The sequence below is a fragment of the Stappia taiwanensis genome, from assembly GCF_014635285.1.
In the GTDB taxonomy this organism is placed as follows: domain Bacteria; phylum Pseudomonadota; class Alphaproteobacteria; order Rhizobiales; family Stappiaceae; genus Stappia; species Stappia taiwanensis.
In genome coordinates this window covers 557028-580855 of the sequence record NZ_BMCR01000002.1, presented here as the reverse complement: position 1 = coordinate 580855, position 23828 = coordinate 557028, and the positions used below count along the sequence as shown (strand labels likewise).

At 66.5% G+C, this 23828-nt stretch carries 28 protein-coding genes; 9 read left to right on the top strand and 19 right to left on the bottom strand.

Features of this window, described 5'->3' with window-relative positions; genetic code table 11:
• Nucleotides 1–11: 11 nt before the first annotated feature.
• From pgeF to lgt, 3 genes are all read right to left on the bottom strand, one after another.
• Entirely contained in the window at nucleotides 12–782 is a 771-nt protein-coding gene (gene pgeF, locus IEV83_RS06515; protein ID WP_181759405.1) for a peptidoglycan editing factor PgeF, read from the bottom strand.
• 75 nt (nucleotides 783–857) lie between these two features.
• Nucleotides 858–1958 (bottom strand): class I SAM-dependent methyltransferase, encoded by a 1101-nt coding sequence (locus IEV83_RS06510; RefSeq protein ID WP_244628075.1) that lies wholly within the window; start codon nucleotides 1956–1958, stop codon nucleotides 858–860.
• Nucleotides 1955–2821, bottom strand: coding sequence for a prolipoprotein diacylglyceryl transferase (lgt, locus tag IEV83_RS06505; protein WP_181759404.1), 867 nt, complete (start codon nucleotides 2819–2821; stop codon nucleotides 1955–1957). Before lgt ends, IEV83_RS06510 begins: the two co-directional genes overlap by 4 nt.
• Before the next feature lie 232 nt (nucleotides 2822–3053).
• Between lgt and IEV83_RS06500 the strand changes: the two genes are divergently transcribed.
• From IEV83_RS06500 to IEV83_RS06480, 5 genes are all read left to right on the top strand, one after another.
• On the top strand, nucleotides 3054–3365 hold the full coding sequence (locus IEV83_RS06500) for an accessory factor UbiK family protein (protein WP_181759403.1): 312 nt from the start codon (nucleotides 3054–3056) through the stop codon (nucleotides 3363–3365).
• Between the two features lie 278 nt (nucleotides 3366–3643).
• Nucleotides 3644–4144, top strand: a complete 501-nt coding sequence (locus IEV83_RS06495; protein WP_181759402.1) for a type III secretion system chaperone family protein — start codon at nucleotides 3644–3646, stop codon at nucleotides 4142–4144.
• On the top strand, nucleotides 4141–4959 hold the full coding sequence (gene proC, locus IEV83_RS06490) for a pyrroline-5-carboxylate reductase (protein ID WP_181759401.1): 819 nt from the start codon (nucleotides 4141–4143) through the stop codon (nucleotides 4957–4959). The genes IEV83_RS06495 and proC overlap by 4 nt, the downstream gene beginning before the upstream one ends.
• 101 nt (nucleotides 4960–5060) lie before the next feature.
• A complete protein-coding gene (locus tag IEV83_RS06485; RefSeq protein ID WP_181759400.1) occupies nucleotides 5061–5732 on the top strand; it encodes a TetR family transcriptional regulator in 672 nt (223 codons plus the stop codon).
• 202 nt (nucleotides 5733–5934) lie between these two features.
• Complete coding sequence (locus tag IEV83_RS06480) at nucleotides 5935–6297, top strand: tRNA-binding protein (protein ID WP_244628099.1); 363 nt, start codon at nucleotides 5935–5937, stop codon at nucleotides 6295–6297.
• A gap of 37 nt (nucleotides 6298–6334) precedes the next feature.
• Here the strand turns inward: IEV83_RS06480 and IEV83_RS06475 are convergent, their stop codons facing one another.
• The 3 genes from IEV83_RS06475 to IEV83_RS06465 form a co-directional block, all read right to left on the bottom strand.
• Nucleotides 6335–7630, bottom strand: coding sequence for an ATP-binding protein (locus IEV83_RS06475; RefSeq protein WP_244628098.1), 1296 nt, complete (start codon nucleotides 7628–7630; stop codon nucleotides 6335–6337).
• Between the two features lie 128 nt (nucleotides 7631–7758).
• Complete coding sequence (locus tag IEV83_RS06470; protein WP_181759398.1) at nucleotides 7759–8478, bottom strand: response regulator; 720 nt, start codon at nucleotides 8476–8478, stop codon at nucleotides 7759–7761.
• Between the two features lie 15 nt (nucleotides 8479–8493).
• Nucleotides 8494–9006 (bottom strand): MarR family winged helix-turn-helix transcriptional regulator, encoded by a 513-nt coding sequence (locus tag IEV83_RS06465; protein WP_181759397.1) that lies wholly within the window; start codon nucleotides 9004–9006, stop codon nucleotides 8494–8496.
• A gap of 292 nt (nucleotides 9007–9298) precedes the next feature.
• Between IEV83_RS06465 and IEV83_RS06460 the strand changes: the two genes are divergently transcribed.
• Complete coding sequence (locus IEV83_RS06460) at nucleotides 9299–10201, top strand: branched-chain amino acid aminotransferase (protein WP_181759396.1); 903 nt, start codon at nucleotides 9299–9301, stop codon at nucleotides 10199–10201.
• A gap of 302 nt (nucleotides 10202–10503) precedes the next feature.
• Here IEV83_RS06460 and IEV83_RS06455 read toward each other — a convergent pair whose 3' ends face one another.
• The 4 genes from IEV83_RS06455 to pgsA form a co-directional block, all read right to left on the bottom strand.
• Nucleotides 10504–11754, bottom strand: a complete 1251-nt coding sequence (locus IEV83_RS06455) for a multidrug effflux MFS transporter (protein WP_181759395.1) — start codon at nucleotides 11752–11754, stop codon at nucleotides 10504–10506.
• Between the two features lie 132 nt (nucleotides 11755–11886).
• Nucleotides 11887–12417 carry a molybdenum cofactor biosynthesis protein MoaE gene (locus tag IEV83_RS06450; protein ID WP_181759394.1) on the bottom strand — a complete coding sequence of 177 codons (531 nt, stop codon included), beginning with the start codon at nucleotides 12415–12417 and terminating at the stop codon, nucleotides 11887–11889.
• Nucleotides 12414–12665: a molybdopterin converting factor subunit 1 gene (gene moaD / locus IEV83_RS06445; protein WP_181759393.1), complete on the bottom strand. Its 252-nt coding sequence runs from the start codon at nucleotides 12663–12665 to the stop codon at nucleotides 12414–12416. Before moaD ends, IEV83_RS06450 begins: the two co-directional genes overlap by 4 nt.
• 33 nt (nucleotides 12666–12698) lie before the next feature.
• Nucleotides 12699–13271 (bottom strand): CDP-diacylglycerol--glycerol-3-phosphate 3-phosphatidyltransferase, encoded by a 573-nt coding sequence (gene pgsA, locus IEV83_RS06440; RefSeq protein ID WP_181759392.1) that lies wholly within the window; start codon nucleotides 13269–13271, stop codon nucleotides 12699–12701.
• Nucleotides 13272–13524: 253 nt separating this feature from the next.
• Here pgsA and IEV83_RS06435 point away from each other — a divergent pair, with 253 nt between their 5' ends.
• The gene (locus IEV83_RS06435) at nucleotides 13525–14241 is read left to right on the top strand and encodes a GNAT family N-acetyltransferase (RefSeq protein WP_181759391.1); all 717 of its coding nucleotides are present in this window, start codon (nucleotides 13525–13527) and stop codon (nucleotides 14239–14241) included.
• A gap of 36 nt (nucleotides 14242–14277) precedes the next feature.
• Here IEV83_RS06435 and IEV83_RS06430 read toward each other — a convergent pair whose 3' ends face one another.
• The 5 genes from IEV83_RS06430 to IEV83_RS06410 form a co-directional block, all read right to left on the bottom strand.
• The gene (locus IEV83_RS06430; protein ID WP_181759390.1) at nucleotides 14278–14580 is read right to left on the bottom strand and encodes an HlyU family transcriptional regulator; all 303 of its coding nucleotides are present in this window, start codon (nucleotides 14578–14580) and stop codon (nucleotides 14278–14280) included.
• Between the two features lie 35 nt (nucleotides 14581–14615).
• Nucleotides 14616–15227, bottom strand: a complete 612-nt coding sequence (locus tag IEV83_RS06425) for a thymidine kinase (RefSeq protein WP_181759389.1) — start codon at nucleotides 15225–15227, stop codon at nucleotides 14616–14618.
• Between the two features lie 107 nt (nucleotides 15228–15334).
• On the bottom strand, nucleotides 15335–17404 hold the full coding sequence (gene uvrC / locus IEV83_RS06420; RefSeq protein ID WP_181759388.1) for an excinuclease ABC subunit UvrC: 2070 nt from the start codon (nucleotides 17402–17404) through the stop codon (nucleotides 15335–15337).
• Nucleotides 17401–18165: an SDR family oxidoreductase gene (locus IEV83_RS06415; protein ID WP_371873418.1), complete on the bottom strand. Its 765-nt coding sequence runs from the start codon at nucleotides 18163–18165 to the stop codon at nucleotides 17401–17403. Before IEV83_RS06415 ends, uvrC begins: the two co-directional genes overlap by 4 nt.
• A gap of 166 nt (nucleotides 18166–18331) precedes the next feature.
• Nucleotides 18332–19354, bottom strand: a complete 1023-nt coding sequence (locus tag IEV83_RS06410) for a calcium/sodium antiporter (protein WP_181759386.1) — start codon at nucleotides 19352–19354, stop codon at nucleotides 18332–18334.
• A 370-nt stretch (nucleotides 19355–19724) separates the two neighbouring features.
• Here IEV83_RS06410 and IEV83_RS06405 point away from each other — a divergent pair, with 370 nt between their 5' ends.
• A complete protein-coding gene (locus IEV83_RS06405; protein WP_181759385.1) occupies nucleotides 19725–20396 on the top strand; it encodes an outer membrane protein in 672 nt (223 codons plus the stop codon).
• 94 nt (nucleotides 20397–20490) lie between these two features.
• Here the strand turns inward: IEV83_RS06405 and IEV83_RS06400 are convergent, their stop codons facing one another.
• Nucleotides 20491–21105 (bottom strand): glutathione S-transferase family protein, encoded by a 615-nt coding sequence (locus IEV83_RS06400; protein ID WP_181759384.1) that lies wholly within the window; start codon nucleotides 21103–21105, stop codon nucleotides 20491–20493.
• A 209-nt stretch (nucleotides 21106–21314) separates the two neighbouring features.
• Between IEV83_RS06400 and IEV83_RS06395 the strand changes: the two genes are divergently transcribed.
• Entirely contained in the window at nucleotides 21315–21569 is a 255-nt protein-coding gene (locus tag IEV83_RS06395) for a hypothetical protein (protein ID WP_181759383.1), read from the top strand.
• Nucleotides 21570–21582: 13 nt separating this feature from the next.
• On the opposite strand, the gene IEV83_RS06390 is transcribed toward IEV83_RS06395, so the two are convergent.
• The 3 genes from IEV83_RS06390 to IEV83_RS06380 are packed head-to-tail and all read right to left on the bottom strand — an operon-like array spanning nucleotide 21583 to nucleotide 23776.
• The gene (locus tag IEV83_RS06390; RefSeq protein ID WP_181759382.1) at nucleotides 21583–22662 is read right to left on the bottom strand and encodes a DUF1176 domain-containing protein; all 1080 of its coding nucleotides are present in this window, start codon (nucleotides 22660–22662) and stop codon (nucleotides 21583–21585) included.
• The gene (locus IEV83_RS06385) at nucleotides 22640–23305 is read right to left on the bottom strand and encodes a ribonuclease T2 family protein (RefSeq protein WP_181759381.1); all 666 of its coding nucleotides are present in this window, start codon (nucleotides 23303–23305) and stop codon (nucleotides 22640–22642) included. The genes IEV83_RS06390 and IEV83_RS06385 overlap by 23 nt, the downstream gene beginning before the upstream one ends.
• A gap of 24 nt (nucleotides 23306–23329) precedes the next feature.
• Nucleotides 23330–23776, bottom strand: a complete 447-nt coding sequence (locus tag IEV83_RS06380) for a hypothetical protein (protein WP_209003002.1) — start codon at nucleotides 23774–23776, stop codon at nucleotides 23330–23332.
• Nucleotides 23777–23828 lie beyond the last annotated feature (52 nt).

The following is a 23828-nucleotide window of genomic DNA, read 5'->3' as shown; positions in this document are numbered from 1 at the left end:
GGCGTTGTGCGTCAGCCTCCGGAAAGGGCGATGGCCGACATCAGCCGACCATAATCCGGCTCCCCGGCATGGGTCGTCCGGCGGTAGGAGTAGAACAGCTCCGGCTCCGCGTAGGTGCAGCGGCCGAGATCGCAGGCGCGGCCGACCCCGGCCCGGCGCAGCCGCTGGCCGATGAAGGCGGGCAGGTCGAAGCGGAAATGATCGGGCCGGTCGGAGGGCACGAAGAAGCGTTCGTTGTCGGCATCGGCGGCGGTGAACCGGTCGAGGAAGTCCCGCCCCACTTCGTAGTTCTTCTGTGAGATCGTCGGCCCGAGCACGGCGATCACCCGGGTGCGGTCGGCGCCGAGGGTCTCCATCTTCACCAGCACGGCCTCGAGAATACCGGTGAGGGCGCCGCGCCAGCCGGAATGGGCGGCGGCGATCACCCGCGCCTGCGGATCGGCGAACAGCACCGGTCCGCAATCGGCGGTGGCAATGCCAAGGGCGAGACCCGGGCGGTCCGTGACCAGGGCATCGCCCTTCGGCTGGGCGTCGGCGGTCCAGGGCACGGAGACGGGAATGGCGTCCGCCGAATGATGCTGATGCGGCGAGACCAGCATCCCGGGCACCACCCCGAGCATGGTGGCGATGCGGGTGCGGTTCTCGATCACCGCTGCACGATCGTCGTCGGAGCCGAGACCGACGTTGAGCGAGGCATAGATGCCGCGCGAGACCCCGCCTTCGCGGGTGAAGAAGCCGTGGACGATGCCATCCAGCGCGGCAAGGTCGGGAGATGTGAGCATGTGATTCCGATCAGCTTTCGTACTGCGGTGATGGTGGGCGCGGCGCTGTCGGCTGTCAAATGCCGGCGTCGAATGTCAGGTGTCGAATGCCGGCAAGGGAATATCCGCCCGAGCGACCGCCAGCACCTTGAACAGGGTGCCCATCTCCTCCGGCCCGGCAAGCCGTTCCACCTCGCCGCGGATCCGCTCCTGGGCGTCGGGGGACTTGCCGGCGCCAAGCCGTCCGGCCCGTTCCAGAAGTCCGAGCCGCAACAGGAAGTCGCCCTGGGTGATCGTGCCGCGCGGGGCGAGCGGGGCAATTTGCATGGCCCGGGCCAGCGCCTCGAAATTCACATGGGCGGTCAGGTCCGCCGTGCCGGGGTGGGCCAGCACCGGGTCGTAGGCGTGGCGGCGCACCGCCTGCAGGGTGTCGCCGACGGCGGTGCGGGTGGTGCCGTAGTCGATCACCAGCGCCGCGCCATCCTGCCGGGCGATGCGGGTTGCCAGCGTCTCGGCCAGGGCGTTCGACAGGGGCTGGGTCTCGATGATGGCGCCGAGGGGCGCGTTGCGCAGGTCAGCCGGCAGCGGGCGGATGTCGAGTTGGCCCGGCCCGGTGACGAAGGCCAGGTCCCCGGCCGCGTCGAGGCCCACGCAGCGCTCGCACCACGCCTTGCCGGTGTTGACATACTGATGGATCGGCAGGGCATCGAAGAACTCGTTGGCGACCACCAGCAGCGGCCCGTCCTGCGGCAGGCTGTCCAGGCTGTCGTGCCAGACCGGGGTCGCCCCGCTTTCGGCGAGCGTTTCGGCCTGTACCGCGCGCAGGCGCTGGCTGGTCTCCACCAGATGCAGCGTCAGCGCCTCGCGAAAGGCGGGCCTGAGGCCGGTGACCCGCAGGATGTCGCGGGACAGGGTGCCGCGCCCGGGGCCGAGCTCGACCAGATGCACGCGGGGCGGGGACTTCAGGGCGGTCCACACATGCAAGAGCCAGGCGCCGATGAGTTCGCCGAACATCTGGCTGACTTCCGGTGCGGTGATGAAATCGCCGGAGGCGCCGAACGGCTCGGCGGACATGTAATAGCCATGTTCCGGATCGGCGAGGCACCGGGCCATGTAGTCGGCAACGGTGATCGGGCCGTCGTTGGCGATCCGCTGCTTCAGCCGGTCGGCCAACGGTGTCGTGCCGGTATCGCTCACTTGGCCGTCTCCTTGCCTGCCTGGGCGTTCTCGGCGGGGAGGGGGGCTGCGGGGGCGTTGCGCAGGGCGCGGAGGATGGCGTAGAGCCCGGCCAGTACCATCGGCACCGACAAGATAATGCCCATGGTCAGGCCAGAGGCCAGGAAGCCGATATGCGCATCGGGCATGCGGAACAGCTCGGCCACCGAGCGGGCAAGGCCGTAGCCGAGCGCGAAGGTGCCGGCGATCAAGCCGGGCCGGCGCAAGCCCTTGAACCGCAGGGCGATCAGCAACACGATGGCGAACAGGACGATCCCTTCCAGTGCCGCCTCGTAGAGCTGGCTGGGGTGGCGCGGCTGCGGTCCGGCATCGGGAAACACCATCGCCCAGGGCACGTCGCTGACCCGGCCCCACAATTCGCCATTGATGAAGTTGGCGACGCGTCCGAAGAACAGGCCGATGGGCGCGACGATGCCGGCAAGGTCGAACAGGGTCCAGAGCGGCAGCCCGCGCCGCCAGGCAAACAGCACCATCGCCGCGACCACGCCGAGGAAACCGCCATGGAAGGACATGCCGCCGGACCAGACCGCCAGCGCATCGAGCGGGTTTTGCAGGTAATACTCCGGCGCGTAGAACAATACGTAGCCGAGCCGGCCGCCGAGAATCGTGCCAAGGGTAGCCCAGACGACGAAATCGTCGATGTCGATCAGCCCCGGCCGCTTTTGGGCGCCCCACAGGGCGTCCCGGGCGACGATCCGGCGCATCAGGCGCCAGCCGAGCAGCAGCCCGGCGATATAGGCCAGCGCGTACCAGCGGATCGCGAAGGGGCCGAACTCGATCAGCACCGGGTCGATCGTGGGAAAGGGGATGGCGAGGAACGGCATGGCTTCTCCGGGCGCGGGCGGCGGGGCGGGATTTCGCGCGGCGACGTTGACGATGTTTGCCCACATCCGTCAAGGCGGGGCGGGCGGACGCGGTGATTTGTCGGCGTTCGGGTGTTTCACCGAACGGCAAAGCGCATTAGTTAAGGTGGTGAGCGGGCACCCTCAAGGTGTTCGGGTTCGGCCGCGCGGGGACCGGCGCTCCGCCACCTGCGCAACAAATGACGAGGACAGGATGACACAGGGCCCCAATCGCGTTCTGGATGATTTCGCGAAGCTGATGACCGATGTCGCCGGCGTGGCGCAGGGCGCCCGCCGCGAGGTCGAAACCGCCTTCCGCGCACAAGCGGAGCATTTCCTCGCCGACATGGATCTGGTCAAGCGCGAGGATCACGACGTGGTCAAGGATATCGCCGTGAAGGCGCTCGACGCGGTCGAGGCGCTGGAAGCGCGCGTCGCCGAGCTGGAAAAGGCGGCTGGGAACGCGGGCAAGAGCGAGACGGCGACGGACGCCGGCACTGCCGGGGAGACGAAGGACGGGGCCTGAAGTCTCGTCAAAGACGAATGGCGTGCCGGCCAGCGGGAAAAGCCGGCGCGCCATCCACAGGTTCGAAAGCGTTAACGAAGTGTGAACGTATCTTCTTCGGGCGAACTGCCTATATACTGAAGTCAAGCGAAGATTCGCGGCTGGATGTCGATTTGTCCCTTGGGGACGTTCCGGCGCGCCAACTTCGCCAGCGGCAGGCCAGGCCTCCTGCGGACCGCTATGGGTGGAAGCGCCTCTCAGCCGAGGGGGCGAAGTCCCGCAAGCCGAGAGGAACGTTCATGAGCCTCATCGACATCGAATTCGAACGGCCCGCGAACCCGGTCGACACCATCGAGCATATCGCTGCCATCAACGATTGGTCGTTTGAACGCTCCTGCGACGAGGAGATCACCATCTCCGTCGCCGGTCACTGGTGCGACTACCATGTCTCCTTTTCCTGGATGGAAGATCTGGAGGCGCTGCATCTGGCCTGTGCCTTCGATCTGAAGGTTCCCGAGCCGCGCCGAACCGAGGTGGTCCGGCTGCTGGCGCTGGTCAACGAGCAGCTCTGGATGGGCCATTTCGATCTGTGGAACCGGGAGGGCGTGGTGATCTTCCGCCAGTCGCTGCTTCTGGCCGGCGGCGCGGAAGCCACCTCCAAGCAGATCGAGGGGCTGATGACCAACGCGCTGGAATCCTGCGAGCGCTACTATCAGGCGTTCCAGTTCGTGGTCTGGGCCGGCAAGTCCGCCTCCGAAGCCATCGACACGGCCCTGTTCGAAACCGCGGGGGAAGCATGACTTTTTCGCCCGAACGCCCGCTTGTGCTGATTGGCGCGGGCAAGATGGGAGGCGCGATGCTGGCCGGCTGGATGGCGCGCGGCGTCGATCCGGCAGCGGTGCTCGTCGTCGATCCCGGCCCTCCGCCCGAGATCCGGGAACTCCTGTTGCGCCATACGATTCGCCTTGAAAGCGCGGTGCCCGACGGGGTCAAGGCCGGCGTTCTGATGCTCGCGATCAAGCCGCAGATGATGGATGCGGTGTTGGGGGGGCTCGTCGGCGCCGTCGATGGCGACACCCTGGTGCTGTCGATTGCCGCCGGCACGCCGGTGGGCCGGTTCGAGCAGGCCTTCGGCCAAGTGGCCATCACCCGGGTGATGCCGAACACGCCCGCCCAGGTCGGGCGCGGCATGAGCGTTGCCTTTGCCAATGGCGCGACCAGCGCCGCGCAGCGGGCAACGGTCGATGACCTGCTCGCGGCGATCGGCGCCTCAGCCTGGATCGAGCGGGAAGAGCAGATGGACGCAGTGACGGCGGTCAGCGGTTCCGGTCCGGCCTATGTGTTCTATCTGGTCGAGGCGATGGCGGCGGCCGGTGAGCGGGCGGGTCTCGATGCGGATCTGGCGATGCGGCTGGCGCGGCAGACCGTGTGCGGCGCCGGCGAGTTGCTGTTCCAGTCGGAGCTGGAGGCGGCGGAGCTGCGGCGCAACGTGACCTCGCCGAAGGGCACCACCGAAGCGGCGCTCAAGGTTCTGATGGCGGAAGACGGCTTGCAGCCGGTGTTCGACCGGGCGGTCGCCGCCGCCAAGCGCCGCTCCGAGGAACTGGCCGGCTGACAGGCAAGCCGCCGGTTCCTCGCTTTCGCCGCGTTTCGCCCTAGGATCTTCAGTCAGGGGTCGCAAGGGCGACAAGACGTGGCAACAGCGGGGTGACAGGAATGGCGAGCCAGAAAATCCGGCAGAAGGTCGTCGCGGCCTTTCTCGATTTGCTGGGCGAGAAGGGATGGCATGGCTTCGAGATGGCCGAGCTTGCGCTGGCCGCCGATGTGAAGCTGTCGCTGCTGCGCACCGAATTCCCCTCCAAGGCAGCCTGTTTCAAGGCGTTTCTCGCCGAGATCGACCGTAAGGTGCTCGACGCGGTCGATCCGGACATGGCCGAAGAACCAGCCCGGGACCGCCTGTTCGATGTGCTGATGGCCCGGCTCGATGCGCTGTCGCCGCATCGGGACGCGGTGCGGGCGCTGAGACGCGCGGTGCGGCAGGATCCGCAACTGGCGGTCTGCCTCAACGGCTGCGCGCTCACCTCGCAGCGCTGGATGCTGACCGCCGCCGGCATCACCGCCTCCGGCCCGAAGGCCCAGGCGATGACGCAAGGGCTGGTGCTGGCCTTCGCCCGGGTCGTCGATGTCTGGCTTGATGACGAGGATCCGGGGCTGGCGCGCAGCATGGCGGCGCTCGACCGGGAACTGGACCGGGGCGAAGTCTGGCTGCTGCGGCTGGACCGGGTGGCGCGGTTCGTCCGGCCGTTCCTGAAACGTCGGCGATCCGGCTCCCGCCGCCGGCATGCGGCGCCGAGCGCCACCGGCGAGAGCGAGTCGCCTGCCACCTGAGCCCGGCCCCGGCCTGACCACTCAACCTGACCACTTGCGCCCATGGGCGCGCGACGACTGTGCTTTTGCAACCGCACCTGACACGGAAGCTGTGCCCGGATACGTCGGCGGCTTGCGCCGGACCGGGATGGGCGCCTATCGTTCGGCCCGAACAAGAGAAAGACAGGATCGGACGATCCGCCAGGGGAAGGCAGTGTGCGACGTGACGCAGGACGGCAACGGGCAGGATTTCATTTCATTCGGCGATTTTCTGAAGGTGGATATCCGGGTGGGCCGGATTGTCGAGGCGGAGCCCTTTCCGGAAGCGCGCAAGCCGGCGATCCGGCTGAAGATCGACTTCGGTCCGGAGATCGGCATCAAGAAATCCTCCGCCCAGATCACTCACCACTATGCGCCGGAAGATCTTGCGGGCCGCAAGGTGCTGGCGGTGGTGAACTTTCCGCCGCGCCAGATCGGACCGATGATGTCGGAGGTGCTGACCCTTGGCGTGCCGGACGCGAGCGGCGAAGTGGTGCTGCTGCGCCCGGATCTGGAGGATGTGCCGGTCGGCGGCCGGCTGTTCTGAGCCTTCGGGCCGGGCCGGGTGGCCGCACGGCTGCCGGTCAGACCGGGATGCGGACCCGCACCTTGAGACCGCCAAGGTCGACGCTGTCGTCGAGTACGATGTCGCCGCCATGGGCGCGGGCGATGTCCCGGGCGATGGCCAGGCCCAGGCCGCTGCCGCCGGCGTCCTGATTGCGCGCCTGATCGAGGCGGTAGAAGGGGCGGAAGACGTTTTCCCGCTCATCCTCGGCAATGCCGGGGCCATCGTCCTCGATGGTCACGGTCAGCCAGCCTTCCGCATGGCGGCCATCGATGCGCACGGTTGAGCCGTGCCGGGCGGCATTGCTGACCAGATTGGTCAGGCAGCGCTTGAAGGCAATCGGCTTCAGGGTCACCTCCGGCGCGCCCTGGAAGCTGGAGGAAACCTGCGCGTTGAGGATCTCCGCTTCGGCCTCAAGCTCCTCGAACAACAAGGCAATGTCGGTGACTTGCGCCTTCTCGTCGCCATCGCCGCGCGCGAAGGCGAGATAGTCGGCCAGCATGGTGTTCATTTCGGCAACATCATGCCGCAGGGCCCGCACTTCGTCGCTGTCGGGGAACAGCGCCAGTTGTAGGCGGAAGCGGGTGAGAATGGTGCGCAGGTCGTGGCTGACGCCTGCGAGCATGGCGGTGCGCTGTTCCATCTGTCGCTCGATTCGCCGCCGCATCTCGATGAAGGCCTGGGCCGCGCGGCGCACCTCCAGCGCGCCGCTGGGACGGAAATCGTCGATCGGCCGGCCCATGCCGAAGCTTTCCGCCGCGGTTGCCAGCCGCTCGACCGGGCGGATCTGATTGCGCAGGAAAATCAGGGCGATGACGATCAGCACCAGGGAGGTGGAGAGCATCCAGACGATGAAGATATGCGAGTTCGAGGCATAGGCCTGATTGCGCCGGGCAATCACCCGCAAGACATTGCGGTCGAGGCGAATGCGGATCTCGATGAAGCTGGACCGGCCAACCGTGTCGATCCAGAACGGCCGGCCGATGCGCTTGCCGATCTGTTCCGACAGGTAGCGGTCGAGAATGTCGAAGAACGGCTTGGGGCGCGGCGGCGGCAGCGGCTCGAGCGGCAGCACCGCCACCGAAAGGTCCAGGTCCTGCCGTGCCATTCGGGTGAACGTGTCGAAGTCTTCTTCCTGCGGGTAGGTGCCAAGCATATCCACCAGAAGCGCGACGTCGCGCACCACCGCCTCGGACAGGCGCCGGGTCACCAGTTCATAGTGACGTTCAAGAAAGACGAAGCCGAGTACCGCTTGCATGATGGCGATCGGCACGACGATGATCAAAAGGGTGCGGGCAAACAGGCCCTTGGGCATGCGCCGGTAGAGAAAGCGTGCGGTGGCGCGGTAGGGCGCGGCGGCGAGCCCGGCAAGGCGGGACAGCGGCGCCGGCAAAGCGGGTCGCCAGCGCAACAGGGCGCGCAGCCGGCCGGCAAGGGCGGCCATCAGTCGCAGACCAGCCGGTATCCGATGCCGCGAACCGTCTGCAGATAGAGCGGATTGCCCGGGTCGGTTTCGATCTTGCGCCGCAAGCGGTTGATCTGCACATCCACCGTGCGCTCGCCAAGGCCACTGTCGTCGCCGACGATCTCGTTGCGCGGGACGGTGTCATTGGGCTTTTCGGCGAACAGTGCCAGGATTTCCTTCTCCCGGTCGGTCAGGCGAATGATGTCGTCGCCGCGCTTCAACTCGCGCCGGGTGGAATCGAACAGATACGGGCCGAATCGCACATCCAGCGGCGGCGTGGTGTCGGGGGTCGCGCGGCGGCGCAGAATCGCCCGGATGCGCAGGAGCAGTTCGCGCGGCTCGAACGGTTTGCTAAGGTAATCGTCAACCCCCGCCTCCAGTCCGGCGATGCGGTCGGAGGCATCGGAACGGGCGGTCAGCATCAGAATCGGCACATCGGAGCCGGTCCGCATGTTGGCGGAGAAGGCCAGGCCGTCTTCCCCCGGCATCATCACATCGACGATCAACAGGTCGAATTGCAGACCGGCCAGCCGGCGGCGGGCCTCGGCCGCATTGGCCGCCGTGGAGATGCGGAAACCGTTTTCCGCCAGAAAGCGGCGCAGCAGCGTGCGAATCCGGTAGTCATCGTCAATCAGCAGCAGATGCGGGGCATCGTCCGTCGGTGGGGCGGGAAGGGGTTTGTCGGCTGTTTCGGGCATTCCGCGCGCAAGGCCTCAGCTCTGTTCGATCAGGCGCGCCACATCGCCGCGCTGATCGGGGTCGATCATATGATAGAGGAACTGGCGGGCAATCTCATGACTGCCTTCCGGCATGGCCGCGAGGGCGCGCTGGATCCGCCGTGCCTGCAATCGGGTCAGGCGCTCGGCGAGGTCCTGGCCGAGTGGGGTGGTGGTGAGCAGTCGCTCGCGCCGGTCCACCGGGCCTGGTTCCTGCAGGATGTAGCCCTCGTCGATCAACTGCTTGAGCACCCGGGCAAGGCTCTGCTTGGTGATGCGCAGGATGCCGAGAAGGTCGGTGACGCGCAGGCCCGGATTGCGGGAGACGAAATGCAGCACCCGGTGATGAGCCCGGCCGAAGCCGAATTCGGCCAGGATGGTATCCGGGTCGGAGGTGAAGTCCCGATAGGCGAAGAACAGGAGTTCGATCAGGTCGATCGGCATCCGGTCCTCCGCCGGGCCGCCCGGCGCGGTCAGGCTGGTTGAATCTGAGAAATTTACGTCAGTCATATTGACTTATTTTCGACCGATTGTTACACGATGTACGTCTCTGGCGAAATGATCGTACGTCCTGAGCCCGTTTCAAGGATTATTGACGATGGTTTCGCAGACTATGCCTGATGCGCCTGCTTCGGTTCGATTTCGCCGCAGGCCCATCAACATACAAACAGTTTCCCGGTAGCGCAAAGTTGCCGATTTTGCCGGGCAAGGACTGATACACCCCGTCGCGCTGCAAGGACGCAGTGCTGCGAAATTTCTTGAGAGCGGACTGATCCGCTGGTTGCCGCTGGAGTAGACGGTTATGGCGCATGTGCCTTTTGATCAATTGAATGGGGAAATCTGGTACGATGGTACCTTCGTGCCCTGGGCCGATGCCAAGCTGCATGTGCTGAGCCACGGCCTGCACTACGCCAGCAGCGTGTTCGAGGGCGAGCGCGCCTATGGCGGTGAGGTGTTCAAGCTCAACGAGCACACCGAGCGGCTGCACACCTCGGCGGAGATTCTCGGCTTCACCATTCCCTGGAGCGTTGAGGAGATCAACGACGCGACCCGCACCCTCTTGACGCGCATGAACCTGGTCGATGCCTATGTGCGTCCGATCGCCTGGCGCGGCAGCGAGATGATGGGGGTCGCGGCTCAGGCCAATTCGATCCATATGGCGATCGCCGCCTGGGAATGGCCGAGCTACTTCAAGCCGGAAGAGCGGTTGAAGGGCATCCGCCTCGACATGGCTACCTACCGCCGTCCGGATCCGGCGACGGCGCCGAGCCGGTCCAAGGCCGCCGGTCTTTACATGATCTGCACGCTGTCGAAGCACGAGGCCGAGCGCAAGGGCTTCGCCGATGCCTTGATGCTGGACTGGCGCGGCCAGGTGGCCGAGGCGACCGGTGCCAATGTGTTCTTCGTCAAGGACGGCAAGCTGCACACGCCGACGCCGGATTGCTTCCTCGATGGCATCACCCGGCGCACGGTGATGGGCCTGGCGCGCAAGCGCGGCATCGAGGTGGTCGAGCGGGCGATCATGCCGGAGGAGATGGAAGGCTTCGAACAGTGCTTCCTGACCGGTACCGCCGCCGAGGTGACGCCGGTGTCCGAGATCGGCCCCTACACCTTCCAGGTCGGCGACCTCACCAAGGCGCTGATGGAAGACTATACCGCCGAGGTGACCCCGAAGGCATCGGCCAAGGTCGCCGCTGCGGAATAAGCACCGCTTCGGTTCGCTTGTGACGAAAACACCCCGCCCGGCCTTGGCTTGGCGGGGTGTTTTGCATTTCAGGGGCTGGCGGCGTCAGCGCGGCGGCTGGGTTGTCTTGAACAATCGCCCCAGAGTGGGATGACGTCGCCTCACTCTCTGCGTCCTCCCGGACGCAGCAAAGCGGAGATCCGGGATCGGCGAGGCACGGCCTCTCGGTTACAACCTCATGAAAACGTGCGTCTCTTGGCTCTCCGATCCCGGGGCGCGCTAAAGCTTGCCCGGGATGACGCAGAAGGTGGGTCGGGGCGGCGTCAGCGCGGTGGCTGGGTCGTCCGGAACAGGCGGCCCTTTTCGGTGACGAAGATGATCCCGAGCGCAATGGCGCCGAAGGTGGCGAAGCCGAGGGAGAGCGGCACCACCGTGCCATCGTAGTGCTGGCCGACGATGAAGCCGCAAAACGCGCCGGCCAGGGTCGTCACGAACCCAAGCACCGACGAGCCGGTTCCCGCGATTTCGCCGAGCGGTTCCATGGCGATGGCGTTGAAGCTGGGGCCAATGAAGCCGAAGATGAACAGGGTGATCGCCAGCATGGCGGTGAACACATAAAGGTTCTCCGCGACCCAGAGGGCGGTGGCCGCCTGGAGGAGGCTGATCGCCACGAAAGCCACCAGCGCTCCATGGGACAGCGGACGCAGGCCGATGCGCTCCACCAGCGAGGCGTTGACGAAGGACGCCGCCGCCATGCAAAGGCCGATCAGGGCGAAGACCACCGGGAAGGCGGCGCCGATCCCGAAGGTTTCGACGAAGATCTGTTGGGCGGAGGCGATAAAGCCGAACAGGGCGCCGAAGATCAGGCCGCTGGCGCACATGTAGCCGAAGGTCACGCGGGTGGTGAGCGTCGTCACGTAGGCGGCAACGATCGAGCGGGCGGAAACCGGTTGCCGGCGGGCGGCGGGCAGGGTTTCCGGCAGGCGCCGGGCGCACCAGACCAGCATCACCACTCCGCCGAGGGTGAGGAACAGGAAGATGGCGCGCCAGGGCCCGACGAACAGGATGATCTGGCCGAGGGAGGGGGCGAAGATCGGCACCACCATGAACACCATCATCACCAGCGACATGACCCGGCCCATCTGCCGGCCGGAATAACTGTCGCGGACGATGGAGACGGCGACGACCCGGGGCGCGGCACAGCCGATCCCCTGCACCAGCCGCGCGGCCAGAAGATGGCTCATGTCATTGGCGAAAATGGAGAAGACGCCGGCAGCGGCGTAGAGCGCGAGCCCGCCAAGCAGCACCGGCCGGCGGCCATAGCGGTCGGACACCGGACCATAGAAAAGCTGGGCGCCGCCGAAGCCAATCAGATAGGCGATCAGCACCTTCTGGCTGTCGTTCTCGTTGAGCACCATCATGGCCGCGCCGATGTCCGGCAGCGCCGGCAGCATGATGTCGATGGCCAGCGAATTGAGCGCCATCAGCGAGGCGATCAGCGCGACGAACTCACGAAAGGAAATACCGGGATGTGGCACCGCTGTCGCGGTGCTGCCGGTAACCGGAGCATGCATGGGTGATCCTGGCAGGGCAAAGGGCCGCCAATGATTGCGGCCACGAAAACGGATTGCACGAATTGGTCATACAATTCGCTGAAAGGGGGGAGAAGGTCAAGCCAGGGATGCGGCCCCGGCAGATCTGGCGCCCTATGGATCCACCGGGCGCGCCGCGGTCCAGCGGTCGGCATCCCGTGTGTCGCTGTCACGTGCGTCGACCCAGCCGCCGTCGCCGCCGTCCCGCAGATGCTCCTTCTTCCAGAAGGGGGCGCGGGTCTTCAGATAGTCCATCAGGAACTCCGCCGCCTCGAAGGCGGCGCGGCGGTGGCGCGAGACCGCGACGACCAGCACGATATTGGCGCCGGGCACAATGCGGCCGTGCCGGTGGATCACGGTCAGCCCGCCAAGCGGCCAGCGCCGGCACGCTTCCTCGGCGATCCGGGTGATCTCGGCCTCGGCCATGCCCGGGTAGTGCTCCAGCTCCAGCGCCGCCAGCCGGCCATCCTCATCACGGCACAGGCCGGTAAAGGTGACGACGGCGCCGGCATTGCCATTGCCCTCGGTCAGCGCCGCGATTTCGCGGCCGGCGTCGAAATCCTCCGCCTGGATGCGCACGGTGATGCCGGCACTGTTGGTCCGGGTCTCGTCGCTGCCGATCGGGGAGGGGGAATGCGGGCTCATCCGCCGGTCATCGGCGGGAAGAATGCCGCCTCGCGGGCGCCGGTCAACGGGGCGTCGTGTTCGACATGCATCTGGTCGAGGGCGACCCGGATGGTGCCGCGATCGGCGAAGGCGGCGGCATGGGCGTCATCGCGGGCGGCCAGCCAGTCGAGCAGGCCGGCGACGGTGGTGACGGTCTCGGGAAGATCGATCTCTTCCGCATCGAAGCCGACCTTTTCGCGGACCCAGGCAAAATACCGCAATTGCATCCTGTCTCCCCCGTTTCCCGTGGTGCCGGTCTCTCAGTCGACCATCAGATGGCCGATGCCGGCGCGGAAGTAGTCGTAGCCGGTATATAGGGTCAGCATGGCGGCGAGCCAAAGCGCGACCAGACCGGCGATCTGCGTGCCCGGCAGCACCGCCTCACCGGCCGGACCGGCGAGCAGAAGCGCCATGGCGACAAGCTGAACGGTGGTCTTCCACTTGGCCAGCTTGGTGACCGGCACGCTGACCCGGAGGTCGGCGAGAAACTCGCGCAGGCCCGAGACCAGGATTTCCCGGCAGAGGATGATGGCGGCGGCGATCATCGACCAGCCTCCGATGTCGCCCTTGCCGGCGAGAAGCAGCAGGCAGACCGCGACCAGGAGCTTGTCGGCGATCGGGTCGAGCATCTGTCCCAGACGTGACTGCTGCTTCCAGGCCCGGGCCAGATAGCCGTCGAAGAAATCGGTCACCGCCGCGACAACGAAGATTGCGAGCGCCGTCCAGCGCGCGGTATTGCCGGGGAAATAGAAGCACAGCATGACTGCCGGGACGGCGAGAATCCGCCCATAGGTCAAGATGTTCGGTAGGCTCCAGACGAGAGATCGTGTCATTGCGCGAAAGGGTCTTGCATTCTGGAGGGACGAAAGAGCTCATGCCCTTCAAGCACGTGCGCCCGGTTACGTCAATGCGGCGGGCGGGCCCCGGCAGGCGGCCTCGTGTGCCCTCGCAGGGGCCGCCGAAGCGGGGCGGGCTGTTCGGTGAAATTGTCGGCAACCGGTCCTTTGCGGCGACGCACTTGCGCTGCACACCCGGATCACGCCAACAGTGACCCGGAACCGGGTGCGAGCAGGGAGAAGACGAATCATGACACAACGGGTCAATGCCCTCGGCCAGCCGATCGGACCGGCGGTGCCGGAGTGGACGCCGCGCCCGCGCCCGGACAAGGCGGCGATGATCGGTCGCACCTGTCGGCTGGAGCCGTTCGATGCCGCGCGGCATGTGAGCGATCTCCACGCCGCCTATGCGGCTGATGCGGAGGCCCGCAACTGGACCTACCTGCCCTATGGGCCTTTCGCCAGCGAAGCGGCGTTTCGGGACTTCGCCGAGGCGACCTTCACCGGCGAGGATCCGCAGTTCCATGTGGTGGTGGACCAGGAAAGCGGCCGGGCACTCGGGGTGGCCAGTTTCCTGCGGATTGATCCGGCAAACGGGGTGATCGAAGTCGGACATATCAACTTCGCGCCGGCGTTGCAGCGCACGGTGATGGCGAGCGAGGCGATGTTCCTGATGATGGTGCGGGTGTTCGACGAGCTGGGATACCGGCGCTACGAGTGGAAATGCGATGCGCTGAACGCCCCCTCCCGCGCGGCGGCGGAGCGGCTGGGCTTTGTCTACGAGGGCACGTTCCGGCAGGCGACGATTTACCGAGGCCGCAATCGCGACACCGCCTGGTTCTCGATCATCGACACGGAGTGGCCAGCACTGCGCCGGGCGTTCGAACGCTGGCTCGATCCTGCGAATTTCGACGGGGATGGACGGCAGTACCGGTCGCTGGCGGTGTTGCGCGCCGGCGCCGGGTAAGCACTAGCTCTGGAACGGGGCGGTGGGGCGGCCGGATCAGGAGAAGATCCGCTCGCCCTGCTCGTCGATGATCTGCCTGGCCTTGCGGATGCTGAATTCCGCCGCGTCCTCGACGGTGACCATGACGTCGGCGCGAATGAACTGATGCTCGCGCGGCGGCTCCCCCGGCTCGCCATCCTTGCTGATGGTGCCGGCGACCTGCCACTGCGGCCCGTTGGGCTGGGGCTTGGGGGTGATGCGGAAGCCCTTGTATTCGACCGAGGCAAGGGCCGGGGAGGCCGCGCTCTTCTTGTCGCCGCCGCCGCCGAACAGGCCGCCGAAAATCTTGCCGAACACCATGCCTTGCCTCCTGTCGCCTCCGGGTCCTCCGGAGATCAGTCCGTTGTTTCGTCGTCCCGCGCCGGTGCCTCGCCGAGCTGGCGTTTCGACCAGTGGCGCCGGCACAGGGAGACATAGCGGTCCTCGCCGCCGATCACCACCTGATCGCCTTCCTCGACGATCCGGCCATCTCCGTCCAGACGGGCCACCATGGTTGCCTTGCGGCCGCACCAGCAGATGGTCTTGACCTCGCGCAGGGTGTCGGCAATCGCCAGCAGCGCCCGGCTGCCGGGGAACAGCTTGCCCTGAAAATCGGTGCGCAGACCATAGCACATCACCGGAATGCCCAGCTCATCGGCCACCGCCGCCAGCTGCCACACCTGCGCTTCCTGAAGAAACTGCGCCTCGTCGATGAAAACGCAATCGACGGCAGCTTCGGCGCGGGCGGCGGTGACATGGGCCAGAAGGTCGGTGTCCTCGTCGAACAGGTCCGCCTGGGAGGCCAGACCGATGCGCGAGGCGATCCGCCCCTTACCAGCGCGCTCATCGACTGCGGCGGTCAGCAGCAGCGGTTCCATGCCCCGCTCCCGGTAGTTGTAGGCTGCCTGCAGGAGGATGGTCGATTTTCCCGCGTTCATCGAGGAATAGCTGAAGTAGAGCTTTGCCATGAGGTCCGGCCGCTGTTGTCGTGCCTGTCCGTCCTAGCCGGATTCGCGCCCGCGCCGGTCGGCGTGCCAGGCGTTTTTGCACAGGTTCCGGGCGCCGGCGCTCAGATCTATTCGTGGAAATGGTCGTAGATCGTCCGCGCCACGGTCTCGGACACGCCATCGACATTCATCAGATCGTCGATGCCGGCCTTGGACACGGCCTTGGCGGTGCCGAAATGACGCAAGAGCGCCCGCTTGCGGCTGGGGCCGATGCCGGCGATCTCGTCCAGCGGGCTGCGGGCGATGTCCTTCTTGCGCCGGGCGCGATGGGTGCCGATGGCGAAGCGGTGCGCCTCGTCGCGCAGGCGCTGGATGAAATACAGCACCGGATCGCGCGCCGGCAGCATGAAGGAGGGCCGGTCCGGCAGGAAGAATTTCTCCCGTCCGGCGTCCCGATCCGGCCCCTTGGCGATGCCGACGAGCGGTACGTCGTCCAGCCCGAGTTCGTGCAGCGTCTCGCGCACGGCGTTCAACTGGCCAAGACCGCCGTCGATCACCACAAGATCGGGCCAGGCGGGCATGCCGGTGTCGGTCTCCGCGCTCTCCGTCTCGGCTGTCTCCGCCAGTGCGGCGTCGTCGCTCCGGGCGTTTGCGGGCGCGGTGTCGGGCGCTGGTCCCGTGGGCGCGGCATAGTCGGGCCGTTCCGCGCTGTGCTCCTTCAGCAGGCGGGAAAAGCGCCGGGTCAGCACCTCGCGCATCATGCCGTAGTCGTCGCCCGGCACCAGATCCTGCGACTTGATGTTGAACTTGCGATATTGCCCCTTGGCGAAGCCCTCGGGCCCGGCGACGATCATGCCGCCGACCGCGTTGGTGCCCATGATGTGGGAGTTGTCGTAGACCTCGATGCGGCGCGGCGGAGCGGGCAGGGAAAAGGCCTCGGCCAGCCCGGCGAGCAGGCGGGTCTGGCTGCTGGTTTCGGCCAGCCGCCGCCCCAGCGCCTCGCGGGCGTTCTGGGCCGCATGGTCCACCAACTCGCGCTTCTCGCCGCGCTTGGGAACGGCGACCTCGACCTTGCGGTCGCTGCGTTCGCTCAGGGCGGCGGCCAGCAGCTCCCGTTCCTCGATGTCATGGGACAGCAGAATGAGACGCGGCGCCGGCTTGTCGTCATAGAACTGGGCGAGGAAGCTTTCCAGCACCTCCGCCTCGGACAGGGTCTTGTCGGCGCGCGGGAACTGGGCGTAGTTGCCCCAGTTCTGGCCGGTGCGGAAAAAGAACACCTGAATGCAGGTCTGGCCGCCGTCCTGATGAATGGCGAAGACGTCCGCTTCCTCCACCGTCTGTGGATTGATGCCCTGATGCGACTGCACATGGGAAAGGGCGGCGAGCCGGTCGCGGCAGACGGCGGCACGCTCGAAATCGAGGGCCTCGGAGGCCTCTTCCATTTGCCGGGCTAGATCCTTCTTCACCATCTGGCTGCGACCGGAGAGGAAGGCCTTGGCCTCGGCGACCAGCCCGGCGTAATCCTCCGGCGAAATCTCGCCGGTGCAGGGCGCGGCGCAGCGTTTGATCTGATGCAGCAGGCAGGGGCGCGAGCGGTTGGCGTAGTAGCTGTCGGAGCAGTTGCGCACCAGGAACGCCTTTTGCAGGGCGTTGATGGTGCGGTTGACCGCGCCGGCGGAGGCGAAGGGGCCGAAGTAGCTGCCCTTGCGCCGGCGCGCGCCGCGATGCTTGACCAGCGCCGGCGCCTCGTGATCACCGGTGACGAGGATATAGGGGAAGGATTTGTCGTCACGCAGCAGAACGTTGAAACGCGGCCGCAGGCGCTTGATCAGGTTCGCTTCCAGCAGCAGCGCCTCGGTTTCCGTGCGCGTGGTCACGAATTCCATCGAGGCGGTGGCCAGGATCATCCGCATGATGCGGTTCGACTGCCCTTGCAGACGGGTGTAGCTGGTGACCCGCTTCTTCAGCGAACGGGCCTTGCCGACGTAAAGCACCTCGCCGTCGCCGTCGAGCATCCGGTAGACGCCGGGGCCGAGCGGCAACTGGCGCACGAAATGAGCGATCACCTCGACACCGCGCGCATCCGGGCCAAGCGGGGTCGCCGCCGTCTCGAACGCCGGTTCGGGACCGGTGGAGGTGACCGTCTCTTCCGCCTGCTGCGGACGGTCGCCGGATGGTCCGCCAGAAGTCATCGTCATTCGCGCATGCCTGCCACGTCCGGGGTTTCCCAGGCCAGATGCTGGCCGCCATCAAGGGCGATCATCTGGCCGGTGATCGAGGGGGTTGCCCAGAGATAGCTGATGGTGCGGCCGAAATCGTCAAGGTCCGGCCCGCGTCCGAGCGGCACCGCTGCTGCTTGCCGCTCGAAATCCTCTTGCGTCTGGCGGATGTTGGCAAGGGTCGGTCCCGGTCCAATGGCGTTGACGCGAATGCGCGGGGCAAGCCCTTGTGCCAGCGTCTGGGTGGCGGCCCAGAGCGCGGATTTCGACAGGGTGTAGGAGAGGAACTGCGGGGTCAGCTTCCAGACCCGCTGGTCGATGATGTTGACGATCAGCGCATCGCCTTCCACTGGCACCTGCGCGGCGAAGGCGCTGGCAAGAAACACCGGTGCCCGCGCATGGATGGCGAAATGGGCGTCATAGCGGTCCGGCGACAGGGTGCTGATGTCGTCGTTCTGGAAGATCGAGGCGCTGTTGACGAGAAGCCGCAAGGGGCCAAGGGTCGCGCCAATCTCGCCAATCAGCCGGGCCGGGGCTTCCGGGTCGGTGAGATCCGCGGACACCACCTCGGCTTTCCCCCCTTCGGCGCGGATGTCCGAGACGACGGCTTCAGCCTCCGCGCCGGAGCGGTGGGCGTGGACGGCCACCGCAAACCCCTGGCGGGCGAGGTCTCGGGCAATCGCCTTGCCGATCCGACGCGCTGCGCCGGTCACCAGAGCGATCGGGGCATCGGAAGACACACGTGAGGGGGAGGAGGGGGAAGGGGAAGGGGAAGGGGAGGGCATTGGCATGTCCTTCATCCGCGCGGTCGGTGGAACGTCCCCCGGCAAGCAGGCGAAAGAGCGCAGCAGGTCGCCTCTCGCCGTCTTGTCTTGTCAGGGGCGGCCCGGGCCGCTTCTTTTGTGATCAGCCCACCTGGCCGAACTGGAAGACCACGAAGATATACAGACAATAGAGCAGGGACAAAATCGCGCCCGATGGCCGGCGGATGGTGACATGCATCGCCGCGAAGGCAAGGACCAGCAGAGCGCTTGCGAGCATCACCCAGAGATCGAGGACCAGCACCTCCGCTGGCACGCCCAAGGGCACCACGACGGCGGTGATGCCCATGATCGCCAGAAGGTTGAACACGTTCGAACCGATGACATTGCCCAGGGCAACGGCGGAATGGCCGCGAATGGCGGCCATCAGCGAGGTGGCCAGTTCCGGCAAAGAGGTGCCGAGCGCGACCACGGTCAGGCCGATCACCGCTTCCGTCACGCCCCAGGCGCTGGCAAGGGCCGAGGCGCCGGCGATGGTGAAATGGGCGCCAAGCGGCAGGCCGATCAGACCGAGCACGATGAACAGGATGGCCAGCGCCGGGCTTTCCGGAACGCCTTCCACCTCTTCAAAGAGTTCACCGGCCTCCTCTTCCTTCGCGTCCTCCTCGGGGCATTCGGCGTCAGTGCTCTTGTCGGCGCAATGGCCGTTTTCCCGGCGATGCTTGCGGGTGGCGCGCACCGAATCCCACAAGAACAGGCCGAGCAGCAAGAGCAGTACGATGCCGTCGAGGCGGGAGATCGGGCTGTGGAAGCACATGGCGATGAACACGACGGTGATCAGCACCATGAAGGCGGAATTGCGAATCGCGCCGGTCTCCCGGCAGGAGGTCACCGCGATGATGGCCGGCAGGCCGAGCACCAGCAGGACGTTGGCGATGTTCGAGCCGACCACATTGCCGATGGCGATGCCCGGCAGTCCGTCCATGGCCGCGCCAAGCGAAATCACCAATTCCGGCGCGCTGGTGCCGAAGGCGACAATGGTCAGGCCGATGACGAGGGCGGGAATGCCAAGGCGCTCGGCGATGCCGACGGCGCCGCGAACGAGCACATCGCCGGCGACGACGAGAACCACGAGCCCCCCGATCAGGCTGACATAATCAATGAGCATTGAGCGTAGCGGCCCGGAGGTTCTGGTTGGTCGGAAACAAGATGTTGGCGGAAGAAGCCGGTTGGCGCAGTCGTCAGGCAGCCACGGGGCCGCCGGCGATGCGCACCGCCCCTATATAAGCATTCGGGTTAGCGTGAAAAGCCCATTGAGGCGTCGGCAGCCACCTGGACGTACGGGAAAACCCGGAAAGGCGAGGAGACCGCAGCGTTAACGCGGCGCTAACCCTATCGTTAAAACTTCGCTCTCTGCCGCTGAATTTCCGCAATTCAGGAACCACAATGCCATATTCATTGCTCATACAACGCGGGTTGGGGGGCTGACGGCACACTGCCGTTCGCACAATCCTCTTGGGTAAATCTGGAGTTACAACATGAAGCGTCATGCTGCCGCCGGACTGACACTCGCTGCCGCGGTTGCGGTTGCCGCCCCGGCTCTTGCGGCCGACCTTCCGCAGCCGGTGGAGCCGATCCCCTATGCGGATCCGGTGCCGGCGGAACGATTCGATTGGTCGGGCTTCTACTTCGGTGGCCATCTCGGCTGGAACTGGACCGACTCGGAAACCCGCAACGCGGTGACCGGCAAGTTCAACACCAATGACAGCGGTATCGCTGGCGGTGTGCATGCCGGTTACAACTTCATGATGACGCCGAACCTGCTGCTCGGTGCGGAAGCCGACTTCAGCCTCAGCGACATCAACAAGCGCAAGACCGTTGCCGGTGTGAACTACCGCACGTCGAGCGACTGGAACGGTACCGTCCGGGCACGTGCCGGTTGGGCCTTCGACCGGTTCCTCGTGTTCGGTACCGGTGGTCTGGCGATCGCCGATCTTGACGTTGCCGCCAATGGCGTCAAGGACAGCGCAACGCGCGTTGGCTGGACGGCCGGTGCGGGTATCGAGGGTGCCGTCACGCAGAACGTGACCGCGCGGCTTGAGTACCAGTACCAGGATTACGGCAGCGAGACCTTCGCGCTTGGCGGCCAGTCCTACAAGACGGACCTGTCGAACAATCAGGTTCGCTTCGGTCTCAGCTACCAGTTCTGACGGCGTGCCGGCCACGGCCGGCATTCCCGCGAAGCATCGGAAAACCGGACCCGCCTCGGCAGGTCCGGTTTTTTGTTTTCGCCGATCTCCTGCCTTACGCCGCGATGCGGGTCGCGGGGAAGGAGGGAATCGCGGCCTCGAAAGCGGCGAGCCAATCCACCAGCGCCGGATGGTCGGCGCGCCAGGTGCCGGCAAAGCGCAGGTCGAGATAGCCAAGGGCGCAGGCAACGGCGATCTGGCCGATATGCGGTATGTCCCCGGCCGCGACAGGCGCCGGCGGGGTGGCCTCCAGATGCGCAAGCGCGCGGGCGACCTTGTCCGCCTGATACGCCAGCCACTGATCGTCGCGCTTTTCTTCCGGGCGGAACCGGGTCTCGTAGACCTGAAGCAGGGCCGCATCGAGCAGGCCGTCGGCCAGCGCCTGCATCCGCAGCACCGCGAACCGGTCTTCGCCCTTCGGGATCAGCCGCCCGCCGCCATCAAGGTGGTCGAGGTACTCGGCGATCACCCGGCTGTCGTAAAGCACGCTGCCGTCTTCCAGCACCAGAGCGGGAATCTTCCCCAGCGGGTTTTGCTGGCGCAGGCTGTCGGCGGGATCGGTGGTATCGGCGTTGACGATGGTGATCCGGTCGATCAGGCCGGTGACGCTGGCGGCGATCTTGACCTTGCGGCCGTAGGGGGAAGGCGGAGAGGAACGAACAACAAGCACGGCGGATGAACTCCCGAATGCGAAATGGTTCGGCCAGTTTGCGGGTTCGGGCCGCTGGCGCAAGTCCGCGATGGCATGTTCCACCCGTTTTGGGAGGGGCGTTGACGTCGGTGCGCGTTGCGGCGTCCATGGCAAGGCCACGTTAAGCGGCGCCTTCTACTCTGGTGGCCGCTACTTCTGAACGCTGACGATCACGGCACGGACGCAAGATGGCTTTCGGTTTGCATTCTCCGCTCAAGGCCGCCGGCAAGACCCTGTTCCTGCTGGCGGTGGTCTATGCGCTGGGGGCGCCCGTCCTGGCGCCGCTGCGGCCGGAGGTCATCGACCGGCCCTTGAGCGCATTTCACCAGGCGGTCAACGATGCCGTTCTCGACCCCGGCTGGGGGCTGGACACGATCAAGCGGGCGCTGCTGGACGGCCGTTCTTATCTCCAGCGGCAGCTCGATCTCCTGGGTGGCGGATAGTCGGCTCTGGACCCTAGGGATAAAACGTCGTCCATCGTTCGGGCGAGCCGCTTTGCGCGCAATCGGACGGGCCGCGAAAGCTCTGCAGCCGAAAGGCATACTCGGTCCAGCGCCAGGTCGCCCGATAGCCGCAATGCCGGTCGGAGCGACCGGTGAAGGCGGCGCTCAACGTGCCCTTCTGCGCATCGAAGGAGACGCCGGACAAGAGATCGCTGCCGATCCAGCCGAAGCGGGGATCGTGCAAGGCGAAATAGAGCGTTTCCACCCCACCGATCTCACCGGAATCGCGCAAGTAAAGCCGGTAGGTAACGCCGGTCGCGCCTGCCGTGCAGGGGATCGCGTAGACCGTGGAGGTGGGGGAGAGGACACCGACCACCAACTCGCGGCTGGCCATGTTTTCGCTTTCCAAGCTTTCACAATCGCCGGTCGTCGCATGACGATAAAGCACCGCCGGCGGGGTGCCGAGGCCGCGGACAGCCGCCGCGCGGGAGGGCGGCGGCCGGCGCTCAAGGCCGGAGGGGGCGGCAAGTGACGGCGTCGTGGTCGCCGGGCGCCCTTGTTTCTCGGCGAGAGTGGCCAGCCCGGCGGTCAGGCCGTTCAGAGAAAACACCGCATCATGAGGTTCGGCCAGGGCGTCGAGATAGGAGATGCGCAGCCGCTGCCCGCGCAGTAGGGCCGGCATCAGCGCCCGTCCGGCGGCCGGATCGGTGACGAAGAGATCGTTGCCGCTGCCAAAGCCAGCGAAGGCTTCCGGCCGCAGGACATGGATTAGCTGGCCATCCACTTCCCATTGCATGGCGCGGTTCGCGTCGGGCTGCGGTCCGTCGCTGCCGAGGCCCAGCGACAGGGCGGCATCGCCTTTCTTCGCCAGCAGGAACAACCGGTAGGCGGGCGCCTCGGTCTGTTCGCTGTGTCCGGGCGTTTCCAGCCGGCAGTGCGCTTCGGCACAGGCCAGCGTCCAGTCGCCCGTTTGCTGTGCCTGTGCAGGCGGCATCGTCACGATGGCCAGCAGCCACAGTGCGGCGAGCCGCGCCGGCAGGGCAAGGCGTGCGGTGGGACCGGGGCGGTGGCTATTGCGTGGGGGCGGGAACATGGATCTGCCTTTGCCGGCATCCGCGCCGGTCGACCGACCGGCAGGAGCGGAACTGGAGGTCTTTGGTGAAGCAGATCCGCACTTCGCTCAGCCGGCCGTTTTCACAGGTCACCGCCATGGCGGTGTCGCGCAGGCCCGGATTGGCGAGCCGGAAGGCGGTCTCTACCGCGTCGGGGGCGACACGGCCGCCCTGCTCGGTGGTGCGGAAGGCCGCCGGGATGCGCAGCTTGTCGAAGGCGGCGCGGGTCAGGTCGAAATAGGCGCGCGGGCTCAGGCCGGAGCATGTGCCATGCTTGCGCCACTGGTGGCGGATCAGGCCACGGCTCGGCATGATGTCGAGCATGGAGTTGACGGTGTCGCGGGCGGGTTGGCGCGGGCCGGCCCCGTCGCAGAAATCGGGGTAGCCACGATCGTATTGCGGCCAGAGGCCGTGGACGATGAAGCGGAACGGCTTGGTCGCCCGACACTGCAGCGGGTCGGCCTTGCGTCCGGCGCGCTGGCAATAGGAGGGCGACCAGGACAGCGCCAGGACATAATAGTCGAAGGCGCCAGGGCGCTCGGTCCGGGCCGAGAGCGCCGACCAGGGCGCGAGCGCCAGGAGCCCGGCGGTAAGGGCGGCACACAGGCGGCGCGGGAAAGCCATGGGGCGAGCCTTCAGCGGTGCACCCTAGGGGCGCACCGTCCGGCAGTTGGCATCATAGACATGCCAGGGGTCGAGGCCGGCGAGACAGGCGCGCAGGTTCCAACTCACGCCAACGAAGCCGCTGTGCTCCATGATGGCGTAGTAGATCCGCCGCTGCGACCCATCGTTCAAGGTGGCGCGGGCTTCGCAATAGCGACGGGCATAGGGGCTCGGCCGATCGACCCGGTAGCCGGTCTCCACGATCCGGTGCAGGTCGGTGATCCGCAAGCCGCCGTAGTAGTCGACATCCGCGCGAGCGATCTTCGCGGCGACCGCCCCTTGCACCGAGGCGTCTTCGCACATGGGAATGCGCGGCTCGCCGTTCCAGGAAAAATAGGGGCGCTCCTGCGCGGAGGCGGGCGCTGCGAGCAGCATGATGGCACAAAAGGCGGTCAAGAGAGCGCCAAGGGCATGATGGGCGGTTGCGCGCATTCGCGTTTCTCCTGCACGGGGTGGGACAGGCGGACGATGCGGCACTGCGGGC

What these genes read in the sequence shown, in the direction of transcription:
- uvrC (WP_181759388.1), bottom strand. Translation starts at nt 17,404, where the DNA reads ATGACGATGACTTCTGGCGGACCATCCGGCGACCGTCCGCAGCAGGCG.
- IEV83_RS06410 (WP_181759386.1), bottom strand. Translation starts at nt 19,354, where the DNA reads ATGCTCATTGATTATGTCAGCCTGATCGGGGGGCTCGTGGTTCTCGTC.
- IEV83_RS06450 (WP_181759394.1), bottom strand. Translation starts at nt 12,417, where the DNA reads ATGAGCCCGCATTCCCCCTCCCCGATCGGCAGCGACGAGACCCGGACC.
- IEV83_RS06430 (WP_181759390.1), bottom strand. Translation starts at nt 14,580, where the DNA reads ATGGTGTTCGGCAAGATTTTCGGCGGCCTGTTCGGCGGCGGCGGCGAC.
- IEV83_RS06395 (WP_181759383.1), top strand. Translation starts at nt 21,315, where the DNA reads ATGGCTTTCGGTTTGCATTCTCCGCTCAAGGCCGCCGGCAAGACCCTG.
- lgt (WP_181759404.1), bottom strand. Translation starts at nt 2,821, where the DNA reads ATGCCGTTCCTCGCCATCCCCTTTCCCACGATCGACCCGGTGCTGATC.
- IEV83_RS06385 (WP_181759381.1), bottom strand. Translation starts at nt 23,305, where the DNA reads ATGGCTTTCCCGCGCCGCCTGTGTGCCGCCCTTACCGCCGGGCTCCTG.
- IEV83_RS06455 (WP_181759395.1), bottom strand. Translation starts at nt 11,754, where the DNA reads ATGCATGCTCCGGTTACCGGCAGCACCGCGACAGCGGTGCCACATCCC.
- pgeF (WP_181759405.1), bottom strand. Translation starts at nt 782, where the DNA reads ATGCTCACATCTCCCGACCTTGCCGCGCTGGATGGCATCGTCCACGGC.
- IEV83_RS06485 (WP_181759400.1), top strand. Translation starts at nt 5,061, where the DNA reads ATGGCGAGCCAGAAAATCCGGCAGAAGGTCGTCGCGGCCTTTCTCGAT.
- pgsA (WP_181759392.1), bottom strand. Translation starts at nt 13,271, where the DNA reads ATGACACGATCTCTCGTCTGGAGCCTACCGAACATCTTGACCTATGGG.
- IEV83_RS06495 (WP_181759402.1), top strand. Translation starts at nt 3,644, where the DNA reads ATGAGCCTCATCGACATCGAATTCGAACGGCCCGCGAACCCGGTCGAC.
- IEV83_RS06475 (WP_244628098.1), bottom strand. Translation starts at nt 7,630, where the DNA reads ATGCCCAAGGGCCTGTTTGCCCGCACCCTTTTGATCATCGTCGTGCCG.
- IEV83_RS06470 (WP_181759398.1), bottom strand. Translation starts at nt 8,478, where the DNA reads ATGCCCGAAACAGCCGACAAACCCCTTCCCGCCCCACCGACGGACGAT.
- proC (WP_181759401.1), top strand. Translation starts at nt 4,141, where the DNA reads ATGACTTTTTCGCCCGAACGCCCGCTTGTGCTGATTGGCGCGGGCAAG.
- moaD (WP_181759393.1), bottom strand. Translation starts at nt 12,665, where the DNA reads ATGCAATTGCGGTATTTTGCCTGGGTCCGCGAAAAGGTCGGCTTCGAT.
- IEV83_RS06405 (WP_181759385.1), top strand. Translation starts at nt 19,725, where the DNA reads ATGAAGCGTCATGCTGCCGCCGGACTGACACTCGCTGCCGCGGTTGCG.
- IEV83_RS06425 (WP_181759389.1), bottom strand. Translation starts at nt 15,227, where the DNA reads ATGGCAAAGCTCTACTTCAGCTATTCCTCGATGAACGCGGGAAAATCG.
- IEV83_RS06465 (WP_181759397.1), bottom strand. Translation starts at nt 9,006, where the DNA reads ATGACTGACGTAAATTTCTCAGATTCAACCAGCCTGACCGCGCCGGGC.
- IEV83_RS06500 (WP_181759403.1), top strand. Translation starts at nt 3,054, where the DNA reads ATGACACAGGGCCCCAATCGCGTTCTGGATGATTTCGCGAAGCTGATG.
- IEV83_RS06390 (WP_181759382.1), bottom strand. Translation starts at nt 22,662, where the DNA reads ATGTTCCCGCCCCCACGCAATAGCCACCGCCCCGGTCCCACCGCACGC.
- IEV83_RS06460 (WP_181759396.1), top strand. Translation starts at nt 9,299, where the DNA reads ATGGCGCATGTGCCTTTTGATCAATTGAATGGGGAAATCTGGTACGAT.
- IEV83_RS06380 (WP_209003002.1), bottom strand. Translation starts at nt 23,776, where the DNA reads ATGCGCGCAACCGCCCATCATGCCCTTGGCGCTCTCTTGACCGCCTTT.
- IEV83_RS06435 (WP_181759391.1), top strand. Translation starts at nt 13,525, where the DNA reads ATGACACAACGGGTCAATGCCCTCGGCCAGCCGATCGGACCGGCGGTG.